The organism is Variovorax brevis, assembly GCF_030317105.1.
GTDB lineage: Bacteria > Pseudomonadota > Gammaproteobacteria > Burkholderiales > Burkholderiaceae_C > Variovorax > Variovorax brevis.
In genome coordinates this window covers 756,367-773,714 of the sequence record NZ_JASZYG010000002.1, presented here as the reverse complement: position 1 = coordinate 773,714, position 17,348 = coordinate 756,367, and the positions used below count along the sequence as shown (strand labels likewise).

16 protein-coding genes are annotated in these 17,348 nt (G+C 63.6%); 5 read left to right on the top strand and 11 right to left on the bottom strand.

Annotated features, from left to right (window positions below; genetic code table 11):
- Positions 1–2: 2 nt before the first annotated feature.
- The 7 genes from hscA to uvrB all read right to left on the bottom strand — a co-directional run bounded on the left by hscA (position 3) and on the right by uvrB (position 7,421).
- Positions 3–1,859, bottom strand: coding sequence for a Fe-S protein assembly chaperone HscA (gene hscA, locus QTI66_RS08195; protein WP_286558800.1), 1,857 nt, complete (start codon positions 1,857–1,859; stop codon positions 3–5).
- A 36-nt stretch (positions 1,860–1,895) separates the two neighbouring features.
- Positions 1,896–2,414 carry a Fe-S protein assembly co-chaperone HscB gene (gene hscB, locus QTI66_RS08190; RefSeq protein WP_286558799.1) on the bottom strand — a complete coding sequence of 173 codons (519 nt, stop codon included), beginning with the start codon at positions 2,412–2,414 and terminating at the stop codon, positions 1,896–1,898.
- 63 nt (positions 2,415–2,477) lie between these two features.
- The gene (iscA, locus tag QTI66_RS08185; RefSeq protein ID WP_286558797.1) at positions 2,478–2,801 is read right to left on the bottom strand and encodes an iron-sulfur cluster assembly protein IscA; all 324 of its coding nucleotides are present in this window, start codon (positions 2,799–2,801) and stop codon (positions 2,478–2,480) included.
- A gap of 4 nt (positions 2,802–2,805) precedes the next feature.
- Complete coding sequence (gene iscU, locus QTI66_RS08180; protein WP_286558795.1) at positions 2,806–3,216, bottom strand: Fe-S cluster assembly scaffold IscU; 411 nt, start codon at positions 3,214–3,216, stop codon at positions 2,806–2,808.
- 21 nt (positions 3,217–3,237) lie between these two features.
- Positions 3,238–4,458 (bottom strand): IscS subfamily cysteine desulfurase, encoded by a 1,221-nt coding sequence (locus tag QTI66_RS08175; RefSeq protein ID WP_286558794.1) that lies wholly within the window; start codon positions 4,456–4,458, stop codon positions 3,238–3,240.
- A gap of 83 nt (positions 4,459–4,541) precedes the next feature.
- Positions 4,542–5,078 carry a Fe-S cluster assembly transcriptional regulator IscR gene (iscR, locus tag QTI66_RS08170; RefSeq protein ID WP_286558793.1) on the bottom strand — a complete coding sequence of 179 codons (537 nt, stop codon included), beginning with the start codon at positions 5,076–5,078 and terminating at the stop codon, positions 4,542–4,544.
- Positions 5,079–5,297: 219 nt separating this feature from the next.
- Positions 5,298–7,421, bottom strand: coding sequence for an excinuclease ABC subunit UvrB (gene uvrB, locus QTI66_RS08165; protein ID WP_286558791.1), 2,124 nt, complete (start codon positions 7,419–7,421; stop codon positions 5,298–5,300).
- Positions 7,422–7,552: 131 nt separating this feature from the next.
- Here uvrB and QTI66_RS08160 point away from each other — a divergent pair, with 131 nt between their 5' ends.
- From QTI66_RS08160 to QTI66_RS08145, 4 genes are all read left to right on the top strand, one after another.
- Complete coding sequence (locus tag QTI66_RS08160; protein ID WP_286558789.1) at positions 7,553–8,749, top strand: amino acid aminotransferase; 1,197 nt, start codon at positions 7,553–7,555, stop codon at positions 8,747–8,749.
- A 146-nt stretch (positions 8,750–8,895) separates the two neighbouring features.
- Positions 8,896–10,299: a polyhydroxyalkanoate depolymerase gene (locus QTI66_RS08155; protein ID WP_286558788.1), complete on the top strand. Its 1,404-nt coding sequence runs from the start codon at positions 8,896–8,898 to the stop codon at positions 10,297–10,299.
- Between the two features lie 24 nt (positions 10,300–10,323).
- Positions 10,324–10,935 carry an RnfABCDGE type electron transport complex subunit B gene (locus tag QTI66_RS08150; RefSeq protein ID WP_286558786.1) on the top strand — a complete coding sequence of 204 codons (612 nt, stop codon included), beginning with the start codon at positions 10,324–10,326 and terminating at the stop codon, positions 10,933–10,935.
- Complete coding sequence (locus tag QTI66_RS08145) at positions 10,932–11,564, top strand: LysE family translocator (protein WP_286558784.1); 633 nt, start codon at positions 10,932–10,934, stop codon at positions 11,562–11,564. Before QTI66_RS08150 ends, QTI66_RS08145 begins: the two co-directional genes overlap by 4 nt.
- A gap of 12 nt (positions 11,565–11,576) precedes the next feature.
- Here QTI66_RS08145 and QTI66_RS08140 read toward each other — a convergent pair whose 3' ends face one another.
- Entirely contained in the window at positions 11,577–12,488 is a 912-nt protein-coding gene (locus QTI66_RS08140) for an EamA family transporter (RefSeq protein ID WP_286558783.1), read from the bottom strand.
- Between the two features lie 106 nt (positions 12,489–12,594).
- Between QTI66_RS08140 and QTI66_RS08135 the strand changes: the two genes are divergently transcribed.
- A complete protein-coding gene (locus tag QTI66_RS08135; RefSeq protein ID WP_286558781.1) occupies positions 12,595–13,092 on the top strand; it encodes an Lrp/AsnC family transcriptional regulator in 498 nt (165 codons plus the stop codon).
- An 18-nt stretch (positions 13,093–13,110) separates the two neighbouring features.
- Here QTI66_RS08135 and QTI66_RS08130 read toward each other — a convergent pair whose 3' ends face one another.
- The 3 genes from QTI66_RS08130 to QTI66_RS08120 all read right to left on the bottom strand — a co-directional run bounded on the left by QTI66_RS08130 (position 13,111) and on the right by QTI66_RS08120 (position 17,307).
- Entirely contained in the window at positions 13,111–13,596 is a 486-nt protein-coding gene (locus QTI66_RS08130) for a VOC family protein (RefSeq protein ID WP_286558779.1), read from the bottom strand.
- Positions 13,593–15,641, bottom strand: coding sequence for an acetyl-CoA carboxylase biotin carboxylase subunit (locus QTI66_RS08125; RefSeq protein ID WP_286558777.1), 2,049 nt, complete (start codon positions 15,639–15,641; stop codon positions 13,593–13,595). Before QTI66_RS08125 ends, QTI66_RS08130 begins: the two co-directional genes overlap by 4 nt.
- Positions 15,642–15,774: 133 nt before the next feature.
- Positions 15,775–17,307: an acyl-CoA carboxylase subunit beta gene (locus QTI66_RS08120; protein WP_286558775.1), complete on the bottom strand. Its 1,533-nt coding sequence runs from the start codon at positions 17,305–17,307 to the stop codon at positions 15,775–15,777.
- Positions 17,308–17,348 lie beyond the last annotated feature (41 nt).

Genomic DNA, 17,348 nt, shown 5'->3' with positions numbered 1-17,348 from the left:
TTCTAGAGGGATTCGAGCGTGCGGCCCGACAGGGCGCGGGCAATGCCCTGGTTCATGCGGCGTGCGGCAAAGGCTTCGGTGCCGTCGGCCAGCGCCTTGGTGGCGGCTTCGACCGTGGCGGCGTCCGTCGCGTCCTTTGCACTGCGCAAGGCGGCCATCAGCGCATCGACTTCCTTGCGTTCGTCTTCGTCGAGCAGGGCGGCGTCGGCATCGAGCGCGCTTTGCGTGGCCAGCAGCATGCGGTCTGCATCGACGCGGGCTTCGACCAGCGCGCGGGCCTGCATGTCCTGCTGCGCGGTCTTGAAGCTTTCCTGCAGCATCGTGGCAATCTGGTCGTCCGACAGGCCATACGATGGCTTCACGGCCACGCTGGCTTCGACGCCGCTGCCCTGCTCCTTCGCGCTCACGCTCAGCAGGCCGTCCGCATCGACGGTGAAGGTGACACGAATGCGCGCCGCGCCCGCCACCATCGGCGGAATGCCGCGCAACTCGAAGCGCGCAAGGCTGCGGCAGTCGGCCACCAGGTCGCGTTCGCCTTGCACGACGTGCAGGGCCAGCGCCGTTTGACCGTCATGGTAGGTCGTGAAGTCCTGCGCCATCGCGGTCGGGATGGTCTGGTTGCGCGGGACGATGCGCTCCACCAGTCCGCCCATGGTCTCGATGCCGAGCGACAGGGGAATCACGTCGAGCAGCAGCAGGTCGTCCGCACCGCCATTGCCAGCCAGTTGGTTGGCCTGGACGGCAGCGCCGAGCGCGACGACTTCGTCAGGGTTCAAATCAACAAAGGGTTCGCGACCGAAGTACTCGGCCACGGCGCGGCGGATCTGCGGCATGCGCGTTGCGCCGCCCACGAGCACCACGCCCTGCAGTTCGTCGGGCTTGAGGCGCGCGTCGCGCATGGCCTTGCGAACGGCAGCCAGGGTGCGCGCCGTGATGGCTTCCGTGGCCTGCTCGAACTGCGCGCGGCTCACGTCGACGCCGATGTGCTGCCCGGCAACCTCGGCCACGAAGGGCGTGCTGTCGACAGCGGACAAGGCTTCCTTCGCCGCACGCGCGGCGATCAGCAGCGAGGCCTTGTCGCCATCGTTGGCCAGCGTCACGCCTGATTGCGCGAGCACGAAGTCGGCCAGCGCATGGTCGTAGTCGTCGCCGCCGAGCGCGGAGTCACCGCCCGTCGCGATGACCTCGAACACGCCCTGCGTCAGGCGCAGGATGGAGATGTCGAAGGTGCCGCCGCCAAGGTCGTACACGGCGTAGACGCCTTCGGCCGCATTGTCGAGACCGTAGGCAATGGCCGCGGCCGTCGGCTCGCTGATGAGGCGCAACACATTGATGCCGGCCAACTGGGCCGCATCCTTCGTCGCCTGTCGCTGGCCTTCGTCGAAGTACGCCGGCACCGTGATGACGGCGCCGTACAGGTCGTCGTCGAAGGTGTCTTCCGCGCGAAAGCGCAGCGTCGCCAGGATCTCGGCGCTGATCTCGACCGGGGACTTGTCGCCCACAGCCGTGCGCACCTTCACCATGCCGCCCTCGCCCGTCAACTGGTAGGGAAGCGACTCGCGGCGCGCGATGTCGTCGATGCCGCGGCCCATCAGGCGCTTGACCGATGTGATGGTGTTGTGCGGATCCGTGGCGCGCGAGGCCAGCGCGTCAAAGCCGATCTGGCGGCGATCGCCTTCCATGTAGCGCACCGCCGAAGGCAGCAGCACACGCCCTTGCGTATCGGGAAGGCATTCGGCCACACCGTTGCGCACGGAGGCGACCAGCGAATGGGTCGTGCCAAGGTCGATGCCCACCGCGATTTTTCGCTGGTGCGGGTCGGGCGCCTGGCCGGGTTCTGAAATCTGGAGCAGTGCCATCAGGCCTCCGCGGGGAACAACGGGCAGTTCATATGGCTATTGTCCCAAGTGATCAAGTTTGAATTCGACGTCGTGGGCAAAGCGCTCAATGAACATGAGGGCTCTGACCTGCGCCGCCGCCTCGGCGTAGGCGCCCTTTTCGTCGATGAGCCAGTCGAGCGAAGACAAGGCGCGACGGCGCGCATCGTCCACTTCGTCGTGCAAGGTCTGGAGCGCTGCGGCTTCGCGGGTGTCTTCAAGCGTTTCGCGCCACTCCATCTGTTGCATGAGGAATTCCGGTGGCATGGCGGTGTTGTGCTCGGCATCGATCGGCGCACCGTTGAGCTTGCACAGGTAGGTGGCCCGGCGCACAGGATCTTTCAGGCGTTGATACGCCTCGTTGATCCGCACCGACCACTGCATCGCCACACGCTGCGCAGCGGCACCGCGCGCTGCAAAGCGGTCAGGATGCGCCTCGCGCTGCAACTCTTTCCAGCGCGCGTCCAGCTCTGCGCGGTCCTGCGCAAACGTGGCCGGCACATCAAACAGTTCGAAATCGGTTGCGTCGAGGTTCATCACGAAAAAATGCCGCTGACAAGGCAGCGGCGGGTTCTCTTTCCCAAACCTGGGAGCCGGGCGTCAGATCCTGAAACTCTCGCCACAGCCGCAGCGGTCGCGTTCGTTCGGGTTGTTGAACTTGAAGCCTTCGTTCAGGCCTTCGCGCACAAAATCGAGCTGCGTGCCGTCGATGTACGCAAGGCTCTTCGGGTCCACCAGAACCTTGACACCGTGGTCTTCGAACACGACGTCTTCCGGCGAGAACTCGTCAACATATTCGAGCTTGTAAGCAAGACCGGAACATCCGGTCGTCTTGACGCCAAGGCGCACGCCCACGCCCTTGCCCCGTTTGCCAAGGTAGCGGTTGACGTGGCGCGCTGCGGCCTCCGTGAGCGTGACTGCCATGTTCTCAGTGCGCGGATTCGGCAGGCGCCGAAGCACCGTGCTTTTGTTTGTAGTCGTTCACCGCCGCCTTGATGGCGTCTTCGGCCAGGATGGAGCAGTGGATCTTCACGGGCGGCAGCGCCAGCTCTTCGGCAATCTGCGCGTTCTTCAGCGCAGCAGCCTGGTCGAGCGTCTTGCCCTTGACCCATTCGGTCACGAGCGAAGAAGAAGCGATGGCCGAGCCGCAGCCGTAGGTCTTGAAGCGCGCGTCTTCGATCACGCCCGTTTCGGGGTTGACCTTGATCTGCAGCTTCATGACGTCGCCGCATGCGGGCGCGCCCACCATGCCGGTGCCAACCGTGTCGTCGCCCTTTTCGAAGGAACCGACGTTGCGGGGATTTTCGTAGTGGTCGATGACCTTGGATGAATAAGCCATGGGGTACCTCTCAATCTCAATTTAATGCGCTGACCATTGGATCGTGCTGATGTCGATCCCGTCCTTGAACATTTCCCACAGGGGACTCAGCTCGCGCAGCTTGGCCACGTTGTGCTTGATGGTCGAAATTGCGTAATCGATTTCTTCTTCGGTCGTGAAACGGCCGATGGTCATGCGCAGGCTGCTGTGCGCCAGTTCGTCGCTGCGGCCCAGGGCGCGCAGCACATAGCTGGGCTCCAGGCTGGCCGACGTGCAGGCCGAGCCCGACGACACCGCCAGCCCCTTGATGCCCATGATCAGCGACTCGCCCTCGACGTAGTTGAAGCTCATGTTCAGGTTGTGCGGCACGCGCTGCGTGAGGTCGCCGTTGATGAACACCTGTTCAACGTCCTTCAGGCCATCCAGCAGGCGCTTTTGCAGCGCGGCGGCCTTGGCGATGTCCTGCTTCATTTCCAGCTTGGCGATGCGGAAAGCCTCGCCCATGCCGACGATCTGGTGCGTGGGCAGCGTGCCCGAACGCATGCCGCGCTCGTGGCCGCCACCGTGCATTTGTGCTTCGAGCCGCACGCGGGGCTTGCGGCGCACGTACAGCGCGCCGATGCCCTTGGGACCGTAAGTCTTGTGCGAGGCCAGGCTCATCAGGTCGATGGGCAGCTTCGAGATGTCGAACTCGACCTTGCCGGTCGCTTGCGCCGCGTCGACGTGGAAGACCACGCCCTTTTCGCGGCAGGCATTGCCCAGCGCGACCACGTCCTGCACCACGCCGATCTCGTTGTTCACGTACATGACGCTGGCGAGGATGGTGTCGGGGCGGATGGCCGCCTTGAACTTGTCCAGGTCGAGCAGGCCGTTTTCCTCGACGTCGAGGTAGGTCACTTCGAAGCCCTGGCGCTCCAGTTCACGCATGGTGTCGAGCACGGCCTTGTGCTCGGTCTTCACGGTGATCAGGTGCTTGCCCTTGCCCTTGTAGAAGTTCGCCGCGCCCTTGAGCGCGAGGTTGTTCGACTCGGTGGCGCCGGAGGTCCAGACGATTTCGCGCGGGTCGGCGCCGATCAGGTCCGCCACGAAGCCGCGTGCCTTCTCGACCGCTTCCTCGGCTTCCCAACCCCAGGCGTGACTGCGCGACGCCGGATTGCCGAAATGCTCGCGCAACCAGGGAATCATCGCGTCGACCACGCGCGGGTCTACCGGCGTCGTGGCGCCGTAGTCGAGATAGATCGGGAAATGAGGAGTGACGTCCATGGCTGGCTCAGGCTTGCGTGGGTGTGATGGTTATTCGGTTCAGGCTGCGCCCCGCCCGCAGGGCCAAGGCGCGATCAAGCATGTCAGGACTTGGCGAAGACGTTGCCCAGCGCGAACACCGAGTTCGGCGCGTTGACGCGAATCGGCTTCACGACCGGCTGCGCAGAAATCGCGCGCTTGACGGCAGGCTTGTTCTCGATGGTGACGCCCTTGGCGAGCTGGTCGTCGACCAGCTTTTGCAGGGTGACGGAGTCCAGGAACTCGACCATGCGCTGGTTGAGCGAGGCCCACAGTTCGTGCGTCATGCAACGACCGGCTTCGCCCAGGCAGTTTTCCTTGCCGCCGCATTGGGTGGCGTCGATGGGCTCATCCACGGAGACGATGATGTCGGCCACCGTGATGTCAGCCGCCTTGCGGCCCAGCGAGTAACCGCCACCAGGGCCGCGCGTCGACTCGACCAGCTCATGACGACGGAGCTTGCCGAAGAGCTGTTCCAGATAGGACAAAGAAATCTGTTGGCGTTGGCTGATGGCAGCCAGCGTCACCGGGCCAGTGTTCTGGCGCAGTGCCAGATCAATCATGGCAGTGACCGCAAAACGGCCTTTTGTTGTGAGACGCATCGCAAGCTCCTAGATAGGCTTACCGTTTAAACAATCGCCGCGACTTGTGACCACGGCGACCTCGTCTCCGCCCTTTCCGACCCGGTTGGCACTGGAGACCCAGTGAGTTGGAGCCAGCCCTTCATCGCGAAGTTCTTTTGTTGTTGAGTATTTCTGTCAAGTATAGCAGAAGACCCCGGGGCGTGCCCGGGTAAACACCAATGGGAACTTCTGAAGTTCTTATTTCCCGGGTGAAAGTACGGCGATGTTGTCGTGACCCGGACCGCCGAAGGCCTGCTCGCGCAGCAAAGCGAGTTGGTCGCGCACGCGCGCCGCCTTCTCGAATTCGAGGTTGCGGGCGTGTTCGAGCATGACTTTCTCCAGCCGCTTGATCTCGCGGGAGATGTCCTTTTCGCTCATGTCCTCGACCTTGGCGCGTTCCAGTTCCAGCTTGGCAGCTTCCTTGCCGCTCTTTTCGCTGTAGACGCCGTCGATCAAGTCGCGCACCTGCTTGACGATGCTGCGCGGCGTGATGCCGTGCTCCTCGTTGTGCAGGATTTGCCTCGCGCGGCGACGCTCGGTCTCGCCGATGGCCTTCTTCATCGAGTCGGTCATCTTGTCGGCGTAGAGGATGGCCTTGCCGTTCAGGTTGCGAGCGGCGCGGCCGATGGTCTGGATGAGCGAACGCTCCGCACGCAAGAAACCTTCCTTGTCGGCATCCAGGATCGCCACCAAGGACACCTCCGGAATGTCCAGCCCTTCGCGCAGCAGGTTGATGCCCACCAGCACGTCGAAGCTGCCCAGGCGCAAGTCGCGCAGGATTTCCACGCGCTCCACCGTGTCGATGTCACTGTGCAGGTAGCGCACCTTGACGCCGTTGTCGCTGAGGTAGTCGGTGAGCTGCTCGGCCATGCGCTTGGTGAGCGTGGTGATGAGCACACGCTCGTTCTTCTCGACGCGGATGCGGATTTCCTGCAGCACATCGTCCACCTGGTGCGTGGCAGGACGCACTTCCACTTCGGGGTCGATCAAGCCCGTCGGACGCACGAGTTGCTCGACGACCTGGCCTGCATGTTCCTGCTCGTACGCAGCCGGCGTGGCCGACACGAAGATGCACTGGCGCATCCGCCTTTCGAACTCCTCGAACTTGAGCGGCCGGTTGTCCAGCGCCGACGGCAGGCGAAAGCCGTATTCGACCAGCGTCGTCTTGCGCGAGCGGTCGCCGTTGTACATGGCGCCCAACTGGCCAATCATCTGATGGCTCTCATCCAGGAACATCAAGGCGTCCTTGGGCATGTAGTCCGTCAGCGTGGCGGGCGGCTCACCGGGCGCGGCGCCGGAAAGGTGGCGCGTGTAGTTCTCGATGCCCTTGCAGTGGCCGATCTCGGCGAGCATTTCAAGGTCGAAGCGCGTTCGCTGCTCCAGCCGCTGGGCTTCGACCAGCTTGCCGTCGTTGAGCAACTCCTTGAGCCGACCGTCCAGTTCCAGCTTGATGGTCTCGACGGCGCTCAGCACCTTGTCGCGCGGCGTGACGTAGTGGCTCGACGGGTAGACCGTGAAGCGCGGGATTTTCTGCCGGATGCGCCCGGTGAGCGGATCGAAAAGCTGCAGCGACTCGATCTCGTCGTCGAAGAGCTCGATGCGGATCGCCAACTCGCTGTGTTCGGCCGGAAACACGTCGATGGTGTCGCCGCGCACCCGGAACGTGCCGCGCGAAAAATCCTGCTCGTTGCGCGTGTACTGCATGCGAATCAGGCGCCCGATCACGTCGCGCTGCCCGATCTTGTCGCCCACCCGCATGATGAAGCGCATCTGCGTGTAGTCCTCGGGCGTGCCGATGCCGTAGATGGCGCTCACCGTGGCCACGATGATGGTGTCGCGGCGCTCCAGAACGCTCTTGGTGGCCGACAGGCGCATCTGCTCGATGTGCTCGTTGATCGAAGAATCTTTCTCGATGAACAGGTCGCGCTGGGGAACGTAGGCTTCGGGCTGGTAATAGTCGTAGTAGCTCACGAAGTACTCGACAGCGTTCTTCGGAAAGAACTCGCGGAATTCGCTGTAGAGCTGCGCCGCCAGCGTCTTGTTGGGCGCGAACACGATCGCCGGCTTGCCCAGCCGCGCGATGACGTTGGCCATCGTGAAGGTCTTGCCCGAACCCGTAACGCCCAGCAGGGTCTGGAACACCTCGCCATCGTTCACGCCCTCGACCAGCAAATCGATGGCCGTTGGCTGGTCGCCCGCCGGCGGATAAGGCTGGAAAAGCTCGAAGGGCGAATCGGGAAACTTGATGAATTCCCCCGGCTTCGCCGGGCCCACGGCATCCGCGTGGGGCGAGGCTGGAAGGACTTCCGTGATGTCAGACATAGGGTGTTCCCGCATCAGGTGAGTTGCGAACGTTAAAATTCAAGGGAACTGGACAGCGTAACCCAGCCTCCAGTTCCAAGAAAGCCCGGCACCGAGCGCGGGCAAACCGACCCATCCAAAGGACTTTTTCCATGTCAATGTTCAACGCCGTCGAAATGGCGCCGCGCGACCCGATTCTTGGCCTCAACGAGCAATACGCTGCCGATACCAATCCGAAAAAGGTCAATCTGGGCGTGGGCGTGTACTACGACGACACCGGCAAGCTGCCGCTGCTCGACTGCGTCAAGGCCGCCGAAGAGGACATGATGAAGGCGCCCAGCGCCCGCGGCTACCTGCCGATCGACGGCATTGCCGCATACGACAGCGCCGTCAAGGGGCTGGTGTTCGGCGCGGACAGCGAACCCGTCAATTCGGGCCGCGTGGCCACCATCCAGGCCATCGGCGGCACCGGCGGCCTGAAGGTCGGCGCCGACTTCCTGAAGAAGCTCAACCCATCGGCCAAGGTGCTGATCAGCGATCCGAGCTGGGAAAACCACCGTGCGCTGTTCACCAACGCAGGCTTTGTCGTCGAGTCGTATCCCTACTACGACGCCGACAAGCTCGGCATCAACTTCGACGGCATGCTGAGCGCGCTGAACGCTGCCGCCGCCGGCACGGTCGTCGTGTTGCACGCCTGCTGCCACAACCCGACCGGCTACGACATCACGTCGGAGCAATGGGACCAGGTGGTGGAAGTGGTGAAGGCCAGGAACCTCGTGCCTTTCCTCGACATGGCTTACCAGGGCTTCGGCTACGGCATCACCGAAGACGGCGCGGCCATCGGCAAGTTCGTCAAGGCGAGCCTGAACTTCTTCGTCTCGACCTCGTTCTCGAAGAGCTTCAGCCTCTACGGCGAGCGCGTGGGCGCCCTTTCCGTGCTCTGCAAGGACAAGGAAGAAGCTGGCCGCGTGCTGTCGCAACTGAAGATCGCCATTCGCACCAACTACAGCAACCCGCCGATCCACGGCGGTGCCGTCGTGGCAGCCGTCCTGAACGACCCGGCCCGCCGCGCCATCTGGGAAAAGGAACTCGCCGAAATGCGCGTGCGCATCAAGGCGATGCGCCAAAAGCTGGTCGACGGCCTGAAAGCCGCCGGCGTGCAGCGCGACATGAGTTTCATCACCTCGCAAATCGGCATGTTCAGCTATTCGGGCCTGACCAAGGACCAGATGGTGCGCTTGCGCAACGAATTCGGCGTTTATGGCACCGATACCGGTCGCATGTGCGTGGCCGCGCTCAATAGCAAGAACATCGACTACGTTTGCGAAAGCATCGCCAAGGTCTTGTGATTTAGTGAATTAGTGTCAATGCGGCGGGGCCGCATTGACAAATTGGGGACATTTCGCGCAATTGACCAGGGAACCCTCGCCTGTTTTGAGGGGTACCCCGCTGATATATTGCACTGCAGCGAAAACGAATATCACAGGCCCCAAAAATGTTGTACCAGTTCTACGAAGCCCAGCGCTCCCTCATGGAGCCGTTTGCCGACTTTGCGCAAGCCGCTTCCAAGCTTTTCGGTGGCGGTTCCCCGTTCAGCCAGATGCCGCTTTCACAGCGCATGGCGGCCGGCTACGACTTGCTTTACCGGCTCGGCAAGGACTACGAAAAGCCCGAGTTCAACATCAAGACGGTCAAGGTGGACGGTGATGACGTCATCATTCACGAAGTCATCGAACTCAATAAGCCCTTTTGCGAACTGCGCCGCTTCAAGCGCTTCACGGACGAGCCGCACACGCTCAACACGCTGAAATCGCAGCCTGTGGTGCTGATCGTCGCACCGCTCTCCGGCCACTACGCCACGCTGCTGCGCGACACGGTGCGCACCATGCTGCAGGGCCACAAGGTCTACATCACGGACTGGAAGAACGCACGCACGGTGCCGCTGAGCGACGGTTCGTTCCACCTGGACGATTACGTCAACTACGTGCAGGAATTCATCCGCCACCTGCAGGCCGAATACGGCAACTGCCACGTGGTCAGCGTTTGCCAGCCGACGGTGCCGGTGCTGGCGGCCGTGTCGCTCATGGCCAGCCGCGGCGAAACCCTGCCACTGTCCATGACGATGATGGGTGGCCCCATCGACGCGCGCAAGTCGCCCACCGCGGTGAACAACCTCGCGATGAACAAGAGCTTCGAGTGGTTCGAGAACAACGTGATCTATCGCGTGCCACAGGGCTTTCCGGGCAAGGGCCGCCGCGTGTATCCCGGCTTCCTGCAGCACACGGGCTTCGTCGCGATGAACCCGGACCGCCACGCGTCGAGCCACTACGACTACTTCAAGGACCTCATCAAGGGCGACGATGCCAGCGCCGAGGCTCACCGCAATTTCTATGACGAGTACAACGCGGTGCTCGACATGGACGCCGACTACTACCTCGAGACGATTCGCACGGTGTTCCAGGACTTTGAATTGGTCAACGGCACGTGGGACGTGAAGAACCCGCAAGGCGAGGTCGAGCGCGTTCGCCCGCAAGATATCAAGACCAGCGCGCTGCTGACGATCGAAGGCGAACTGGACGACATCTCCGGCTCCGGCCAGACCGAGTCGGCGCATGAGCTGTGCACCGGGATCCCGAAGACGCAACGCCGCCATCTCGAGGTCGAAGGCGCGGGCCACTACGGGATCTTCAGTGGTCGTCGCTGGCGCGAGCACGTTTACCCCGAAGTGCAGGCGTTCATCGCCGCGCACGACCAGCCGCAAAAAGCGGCAGTGTCGTCCGCGCGGGTGACATCCGAAGACACGATCCGCGCGCCCAAGCGCGTGGCTCGACCAGCAGCGAAGGCTGCGCGCAAGACGACCGCCAGCCCGGCCAAGTCGACGCGTCGCATCGCGCGCTGAGTTTCACCACCGCGTTTTGTTCCCATGACCCCGCTGGCAGTGCGCATCCACGCAGCGCTGCCGCAGACGCAGTGCACGCGCTGCGGTTACCCCGATTGCGCGGGTTATGCGCAGGCCATTGCCGACGGTGAGGCGGGCATCCAGCAATGCCCGCCGGGCGGCGCCGAAGGCATCGCGCGATTGGCCGCGATCACCGGTCAGGCGCCGCGCGCGTTGGGCGAGGAATTCGGCGTCGAAGGCCCACGCCGCATGGCCGTGATCGACGAAGCGTGGTGCATCGGCTGCACGCTGTGCCTGGACGCATGCCCCACGGACGCCATCCTGGGCATCAACAAGCGGATGCACACTGTTGTCGAGGCGCATTGCACCGGCTGCGAGCTGTGCATTCCGGTGTGCCCGGTCGATTGCATCTCGCTCGAAGACGTGACGCCCGGCCGCACGGGCTGGCAAGCGTGGTCGGAACAACAGGCGCAGGAAGCCCTGGCGCGCTACAAGATCCATTCGTCGCAGCGTGTTCCCGGCGAAGCGCCTGCGCCAGCAACGCAGGAATCTCCGCCGGCACTTGCGCAAGATCGCAAGCGCGCCATCATCGAAGCCGCACTGGCGCGTGCACGCGCCCAAAGAGAAAAAACATGACCTTCGACACCCTGTTCCTGTTTGTCGTCAGCTCGATCTTGCTGGCCATCACGCCCGGGCCCACCATGCTGCTGGCGCTGTCCAATGGCATCTCGGGCGGGATGCGGCGCGCGGGCTGGGGCATCGCAGGTGCGTCCCTGGGCAGCGTCACGGTCATCACCGCGGTCGCGCTGGGACTGGGATCGCTCATGGCGGCGTCGGAGGTTCTGTTCAATGCCCTGCGCGTGGCCGGCGTGTTGTACCTCGTGTGGCTCGGCGTCAAGATGTGGCGCAGCCCGCCGCCGGACGTGGCGGCTGCCATTGCACAGCAGGATGAGTCTCCCCAAGGTGGCAAGGCATTGATGCGCAGCCTGGCGGTAGCCTTGTCCAACCCGAAGTCGGTGCTCTTCTTTGCGGCCTTCCTGCCACAGTTCATCGATACGACGCTGCCGCAGGTGCACCAGTACATCGTGCTCGGCGGCATCTTCGTGGCGCTCGACACCTGCGTGATGCTGGCGTATGCCAGCGCGGGCACGCAGGCGGTGCGGTGGATGTCCCGGCGCAGCCTGCAGCGGCTCAACCACGGTTGTGCGGCGGGGATGTGGGCGCTGGCGGCGATGCTGGCCTTCTGGCGTCGCCCCGGCGCCTGAGCCCGGCGCTTTTCAGCGCGGCCGTTTCCAGAGCATCAGCAGCACGCCTGACAACACGACCGATACCGCGCCCCATTCGAAGGGCGTGACAATCTCCCCCGCAATCCACACGCCCAGCAGCATTGCGATGACCGGATTGACGAAGGTGTAGCTCGAAGCGACAGCAGACGACGCGCGGGCGAGCAGGACCATGTAGGCGTTGAAGGCGATCAGCGAGCCGAAGACCACGAGGTACACCCACGCGAGCACGGCCACCGGCTGCGGCGGCCAGGCGAAGGTCTCGCCATCGAGCGCCGCCATCCCCAGCAGGACGATGCCGCCGCAGATCATCTCGCTGGCAAAGCCCATCGCCCCCTGGGCCAGCGGCAGGTTGCGCTGACTCAGCACGCTGCCGATGGACCACGTGATGCACGCCGCGGCGATGGCGAACAAGCCCACTGGCGAAGCCTGGAAGCCGCTGCCGCGCGTGAGGATCAGCACGCCCACCAAGCCCAGCGCGATGCCCGTGGCCTCGAGCCGGCTCGGCACTTCGCCCCAGAACAGGTTGAGCAAGGCGATCATCAGCGGCACGACGGCAATGAAGGCCACGACCAGGCCGGAACCCACCGACACTTCGGCGTAGGCGGTGCCGCCCATGCCCCCGCCCAGCATGAGCGCGCCCACGATGAACGCGTTGCGCCATTGCACCAGCGTCGGCCAGGGCGCGCCGCGCCAGCGCATCCACGCCGCCAGCACCACGCCGGCGAACAGGAAGCGCGTGCCCATCTGCAGGAAGGGCGCAAAACTCAGCAAGGCGTACTTGATGGCGAGGTAGGTCGAACCCCAGATCACCCACGTGGCGCCCAGGCACAGCAGCAGGAACGGCGGCAATCCGGGGCGGGCGCCGCGGAGCGGGAGGTCGTTGGCGGTGGTGAGCGAAGTCATGGAGGTGTCTCGACGGGATCACCTCGATGATATGAAGGCGATACGCCAAGATCCATGCGGCTTTGACGGTTGTGGAACCAGAATGCCGTTGATTCAAAGGAGATTCATGGACACCGCCTTAACGCCCCTATTGGACGCACACGACACCCGCATCCTGGCCGAGCTTCAGGCGGATGCGCGCCTGACCATGGCCGAACTCGGCCGTCGTGTGCACTTGAGCCAGCCGGCCGTGACGGAGCGCGTGCGCAAACTCGAAGCTTCGGGCGTAATCAGCGGCTACCGCGCGACGGTCGATCTTTCGAAGCTCGGCTATGGCATTCGCGCCATCATCCGCGTGGGGCGCGCCGAATACGCACGCGTCGTCAAGCTGGTGCAGCAGACGCCGGAATGCATCAATGCCTACAACGTGACCGGCGACGACAGCTGGGTGCTGGAAATCGCCGTCATCGACGTGGCGCACCTTGACGCGGTGGTGACCAAGTTCTGCCTGCTGACGGAAACTGCGACATCGATCATCCTGAACCCGGCGCGCGAGCATCAGCCGATGCTGCCACCCCAGCGCTCGGACGTGAAGCCGCCGATCCGCAAGGTGACCAACGCGTGAACTGACGACCCCGCGGTGCTAGTGCGCAGCCAGCGCCGCAAACGCGGTAACGACCTCGGGCGGCGCCTGCACCATCTCGATCAGCACGCCCTCGCCAGCGATCGGAAATTCGTCGTTCGCCTTGGGATGCAGGAAGCAGATGTCGAAGCCCGCCGCGCCTTTGCGAATGCCACCGGGCGCGAAGCGCACGCCCCTAGACGTGAGCCACTCGACGGCCACCGGCAGGTTGTCGATCCAAAGTCCGATGTGGTTGAGCGGCGTCGTGTGCACGGCAGGCTTCTTGTCGGGGTCGAGCGGTTGCATCAAATCCACCTCGACCTTGAAGGGCCCGCTGCCGATCGCGCAAATGTCCTCGTCCACGTTCTCGCGCTCGCTTCGAAACGTGCCCGTGACCTCCAGGCCGAGCATGTCGACCCAGAGCTTTTGCAGGCGCAGCTTGTCGGGGCCGCCGATGGCAATCTGCTGGATGCCCAGCACCTTGAATGGACGTTCCGTGTCGTTCATGCGAACTCCAGGATGATCTGGTCCACGGCCAGCGACTCGCCCTTTTCGGCGGAGATCTTGCCGACCACGCCGTCCTGCGTTGCGAACAGCACGTTCTCCATCTTCATCGCCTCGATGACGGCGAGCTTCTCCCCGGCCTGCACCTGCTGCCCCGGCTTCACCGACACCTCGACCAGCAGGCCCGGCATGGGCGACATCAGGAACTTGCTCAAGTCCGGCGGCGCCTTGTAGGGCATCAGCTTGAGCAGCTTGGCGCCCAGCGGCGACAGCACGGTGGCTTCGATCTGCGTGCCGTCGTGCGACACGCGAAGCGCCAGCGGATTCTTGCCCGCTCCACGCTCCACCTGCGCCGTGAAAGGCTGCCCGTTGACCAGTCCCTGCACGCTGATGGCACCCAAGGTCGCGTGGCTGCTGATCCGATAGGTCTTGCCATTGACGGCGACGGCACTGGAGCCGGTCCGGCCCTCGAAGTCGCTCACCGACACAGGCGAGTGATGCTGCTTGCCGCCCTCGCCGATGGTGACGACCACGAACTGCTCGCCGATCTTCACGCCATGGCCATCCAGTTGCCCGCTGATGCCGGAAGCGCGCGCGCGGTATCGACGATGCATGAACGCCGCCAGCGCAACGAGGAAATCCGGGTCGCGATGCGGCACGTCTTCGGCGTGGAATCCCTTGCCGTAGTGCTCGGCGATGAAGCCGGTGTTGAAGTCACCCGTCACGAACTTCGGATGTGCCAGCAGCGCCGCCTGGAACGGGATGTTGCTGCTGATGCCACGGATCACGAAGCCATTGAGCGCCTCGCGCATCAGCGAGATGGCGTGCGCGCGATCGCGGCCATGCACGATGAGCTTGGCGATCATCGAGTCGTAGTACATCGGGATCTCGCCGCCGTCGTACACGCCGGTGTCCACGCGAACGCCGTTGAGGTGCTCGGTGTCGGAGGCGAACATCGTCGCCTTGGGCGGCTGGAACTTCACCAGTCGGCCGGTGGAAGGCAGGAAGTTGCGGAACGGGTCTTCCGCGTTGATGCGGCACTCGATGGCCCAGCCATTGCGCTTGACGTCTTGCTGCGCGAGCGGGAGCTTTTCGCCCGCGGCCACGCGGATCATCAGTTCGACCAGGTCGAGGCCGGTGATGCATTCGGTGACGGGGTGCTCCACCTGCAGGCGCGTGTTCATTTCCAGGAAGTAGAAGCTCTGGTCCTTGCCGACCACGAACTCCACGGTGCCTGCGCTCTGGTACTTCACCGCCTTGGCGAGCGCCACGGCCTGCTCGCCCATGGCGCGGCGCGTCTCCTCGCTGATGAAGGGCGACGGAGCTTCTTCGATGACCTTCTGGTGGCGTCGCTGGATCGAGCATTCGCGCTCGTTCAGGTAGATGACGTTGCCGTGCGAGTCGCCGAGCACCTGGATCTCGATGTGACGCGGCTCCTCGACGAACTTCTCGATGAACACGCGGTCATCGCCGAAGCTGTTGCGTGCCTCGTTGCGGCAAGAGGTGAACCCTTCGAAGGCTTCCTTGTCGTTGAACGCCACGCGAAGGCCCTTGCCGCCGCCGCCGGCCGACGCCTTGATCATGACCGGGTAGCCGATGTCCTTCGCGATGTCGACGGCACGCTCGGCAGTCTCGATGGCGTCATTCCAGCCGGGGATGGTGTTGACCTTGGCCTCGTTGGCCAGCTTCTTGGAGGCGATCTTGTCGCCCATGGCCGCGATAGAGTAGTGCTTCGGGCCGATGAAGATGATGCCCTCTTCCTCGACCTTCCTGGCGAAGGCTTCGTTCTCGGACAGGAAGCCGTAGCCGGGGTGCACGGCTTCGGCACCGGTCTGCTTGCAAGCGGCAATGATGCGGTCGGCTTGCAGGTAGCTTTCCCGGCTCGGCGCGGCGCCGATGTGAACGGCTTCATCCGCCAGTTCGACATGGCGCGATTCCTTGTCGGCATCGGAGTAGACGGCCACCGTGAGGATGCCCATCTTCTTGGCCGTTTGAATGACGCGGCAGGCGATTTCCCCGCGGTTCGCGATAAGGATCTTCTTAAACATTTTGGGTCTCCGCGGAGAAACCGCCTGCGCACGCTTCGCGTGCCATGCAATTTGACTTCGTCGCTGCGCCGCTGCGCGGCTGGTCACCGCGGTTCGCAATCAGGATCTTCTTGAACATGCTTTTCTACCTGAATCAAAGGGGAATGTTTCCGTGCTTGCGCCACGGGTTCTCGAGCTTCTTGTCGCGCAGCATCACGAGCGAGCGGCAGATGCGCTTGCGCGTTTCGTGCGGCAGGATCACGTCGTCGATGTAGCCACGCGCGCCGGCCACGAAGGGGTTGGCAAAGCGGGTCTTGTATTCGGCTTCACGTGCGGCGAGCTTTTCAGCGTCGTTCTTGTCTTCGCGGAAGATGATTTCCACCGCGCCCTTGGCACCCATCACCGCGATCTCGGCGCGCGGCCAGGCGAGGTTGACGTCGCCGCGCAGATGCTTGGACGCCATCACGTCGTAGGCGCCGCCGTAGGCCTTGCGCGTGATGACGGTGATCTTGGGCACCGTGCACTCGGCGTACGCATAGAGCAGCTTGGCACCGTGCTTGATGATGCCGCCGTATTCCTGGCTGGTGCCGGGCATGAAACCGGGCACGTCGACGAAGGTCACGACCGGAATGTTGAAGGCATCGCAAAAGCGCACGAAGCGCGCCGCCTTGATGCTGCTCTTGATGTCCAGGCACCCGGCCAGCACCAGCGGCTGGTTGGCCACGATGCCGACCGTCTGGCCTTCCATGCGGCCGAAGCCGATCACGATGTTCTTGGCGTAATCGGGCTGCAGTTCGAAGAAGTCGCCGTCGTCGACCACCTTCACGATCAGCTCCTTCATGTCGTAGGGCTTGTTCGGGTTTTCGGGAACGAGCGTGTCCAGCGAATGATCGGCGCGATCGGCCGCATCGCCACTGGGGCGCACGGGCGGCTTCTCGCGGTTGTTGAGCGGCAGGTAGTTGTACAGGCGCCGCAGCATCATCAAGGCTTCGACGTCGTTCTCGAAGGCCATGTCGGCCACGCCGCTCTTGGTCGTGTGCGTGGAGGCGCCGCCGAGCTCTTCGGCCGTCACCTCTTCGTGCGTGACGGTCTTCACCACCTCGGGGCCGGTCACGAACATGTAGGAGCTGTCCTTGACCATGAAGATGAAGTCGGTCATGGCCGGCGAATACACCGCGCCACCGGCGCACGGGCCCATGATCATGCTGATCTGCGGTACCACGCCGGAAGCCATCACGTTGCGCTGGAACACATCGGCATAGCCACCGAGCGATGCCACGCCTTCCTGGATGCGCGCGCCGCCCGAATCGTTCAGGCCGATGACCGGTGCGCCCACCTTCATGGCCTGGTCCATGACCTTGCAGATCTTCTCGGCGTGCGCTTCGCTGAGTGCGCCGCCGAACACGGTGAAGTCCTGGCTGTAGATGAAAACGAGGCGGCCGTTGATCATGCCGTAGCCCGTGACCACGCCGTCGCCGGGGATCTTCTGCTCGTCCATGCCGAAGTCGACGCAGCGATGCTCGACGAACATGTCCCACTCTTCGAAAGTGTTGTCGTCCAGCAGCAGCTCGATGCGCTCGCGGGCCGTGAGCTTGCCCTTCTTGTGTTGTGAGTCGATGCGTTGTTGTCCGCCGCCAAGGCGTGCCTGTGCGCGCCGCTTTTCAAGTTCTTCAATCAGTTCTTGCATGGTGTTGAGTCCGGAAGAGGAATGGTTATGAGTGTTGTTGG

What these genes read in the sequence shown, in the direction of transcription:
- QTI66_RS08145 (WP_286558784.1), top strand. Translation starts at nt 10,932, where the DNA reads ATGACCTTCGACACCCTGTTCCTGTTTGTCGTCAGCTCGATCTTGCTG.
- QTI66_RS08135 (WP_286558781.1), top strand. Translation starts at nt 12,595, where the DNA reads ATGGACACCGCCTTAACGCCCCTATTGGACGCACACGACACCCGCATC.
- QTI66_RS08150 (WP_286558786.1), top strand. Translation starts at nt 10,324, where the DNA reads ATGACCCCGCTGGCAGTGCGCATCCACGCAGCGCTGCCGCAGACGCAG.
- QTI66_RS08120 (WP_286558775.1), bottom strand. Translation starts at nt 17,307, where the DNA reads ATGCAAGAACTGATTGAAGAACTTGAAAAGCGGCGCGCACAGGCACGC.
- QTI66_RS08130 (WP_286558779.1), bottom strand. Translation starts at nt 13,596, where the DNA reads ATGAACGACACGGAACGTCCATTCAAGGTGCTGGGCATCCAGCAGATT.
- hscA (WP_286558800.1), bottom strand. Translation starts at nt 1,859, where the DNA reads ATGGCACTGCTCCAGATTTCAGAACCCGGCCAGGCGCCCGACCCGCAC.
- QTI66_RS08125 (WP_286558777.1), bottom strand. Translation starts at nt 15,641, where the DNA reads ATGTTTAAGAAGATCCTTATCGCGAACCGCGGGGAAATCGCCTGCCGC.
- QTI66_RS08140 (WP_286558783.1), bottom strand. Translation starts at nt 12,488, where the DNA reads ATGACTTCGCTCACCACCGCCAACGACCTCCCGCTCCGCGGCGCCCGC.
- QTI66_RS08175 (WP_286558794.1), bottom strand. Translation starts at nt 4,458, where the DNA reads ATGGACGTCACTCCTCATTTCCCGATCTATCTCGACTACGGCGCCACG.
- iscR (WP_286558793.1), bottom strand. Translation starts at nt 5,078, where the DNA reads ATGCGTCTCACAACAAAAGGCCGTTTTGCGGTCACTGCCATGATTGAT.
- hscB (WP_286558799.1), bottom strand. Translation starts at nt 2,414, where the DNA reads ATGAACCTCGACGCAACCGATTTCGAACTGTTTGATGTGCCGGCCACG.
- iscU (WP_286558795.1), bottom strand. Translation starts at nt 3,216, where the DNA reads ATGGCTTATTCATCCAAGGTCATCGACCACTACGAAAATCCCCGCAAC.
- QTI66_RS08160 (WP_286558789.1), top strand. Translation starts at nt 7,553, where the DNA reads ATGTCAATGTTCAACGCCGTCGAAATGGCGCCGCGCGACCCGATTCTT.
- uvrB (WP_286558791.1), bottom strand. Translation starts at nt 7,421, where the DNA reads ATGTCTGACATCACGGAAGTCCTTCCAGCCTCGCCCCACGCGGATGCC.
- QTI66_RS08155 (WP_286558788.1), top strand. Translation starts at nt 8,896, where the DNA reads ATGTTGTACCAGTTCTACGAAGCCCAGCGCTCCCTCATGGAGCCGTTT.
- iscA (WP_286558797.1), bottom strand. Translation starts at nt 2,801, where the DNA reads ATGGCAGTCACGCTCACGGAGGCCGCAGCGCGCCACGTCAACCGCTAC.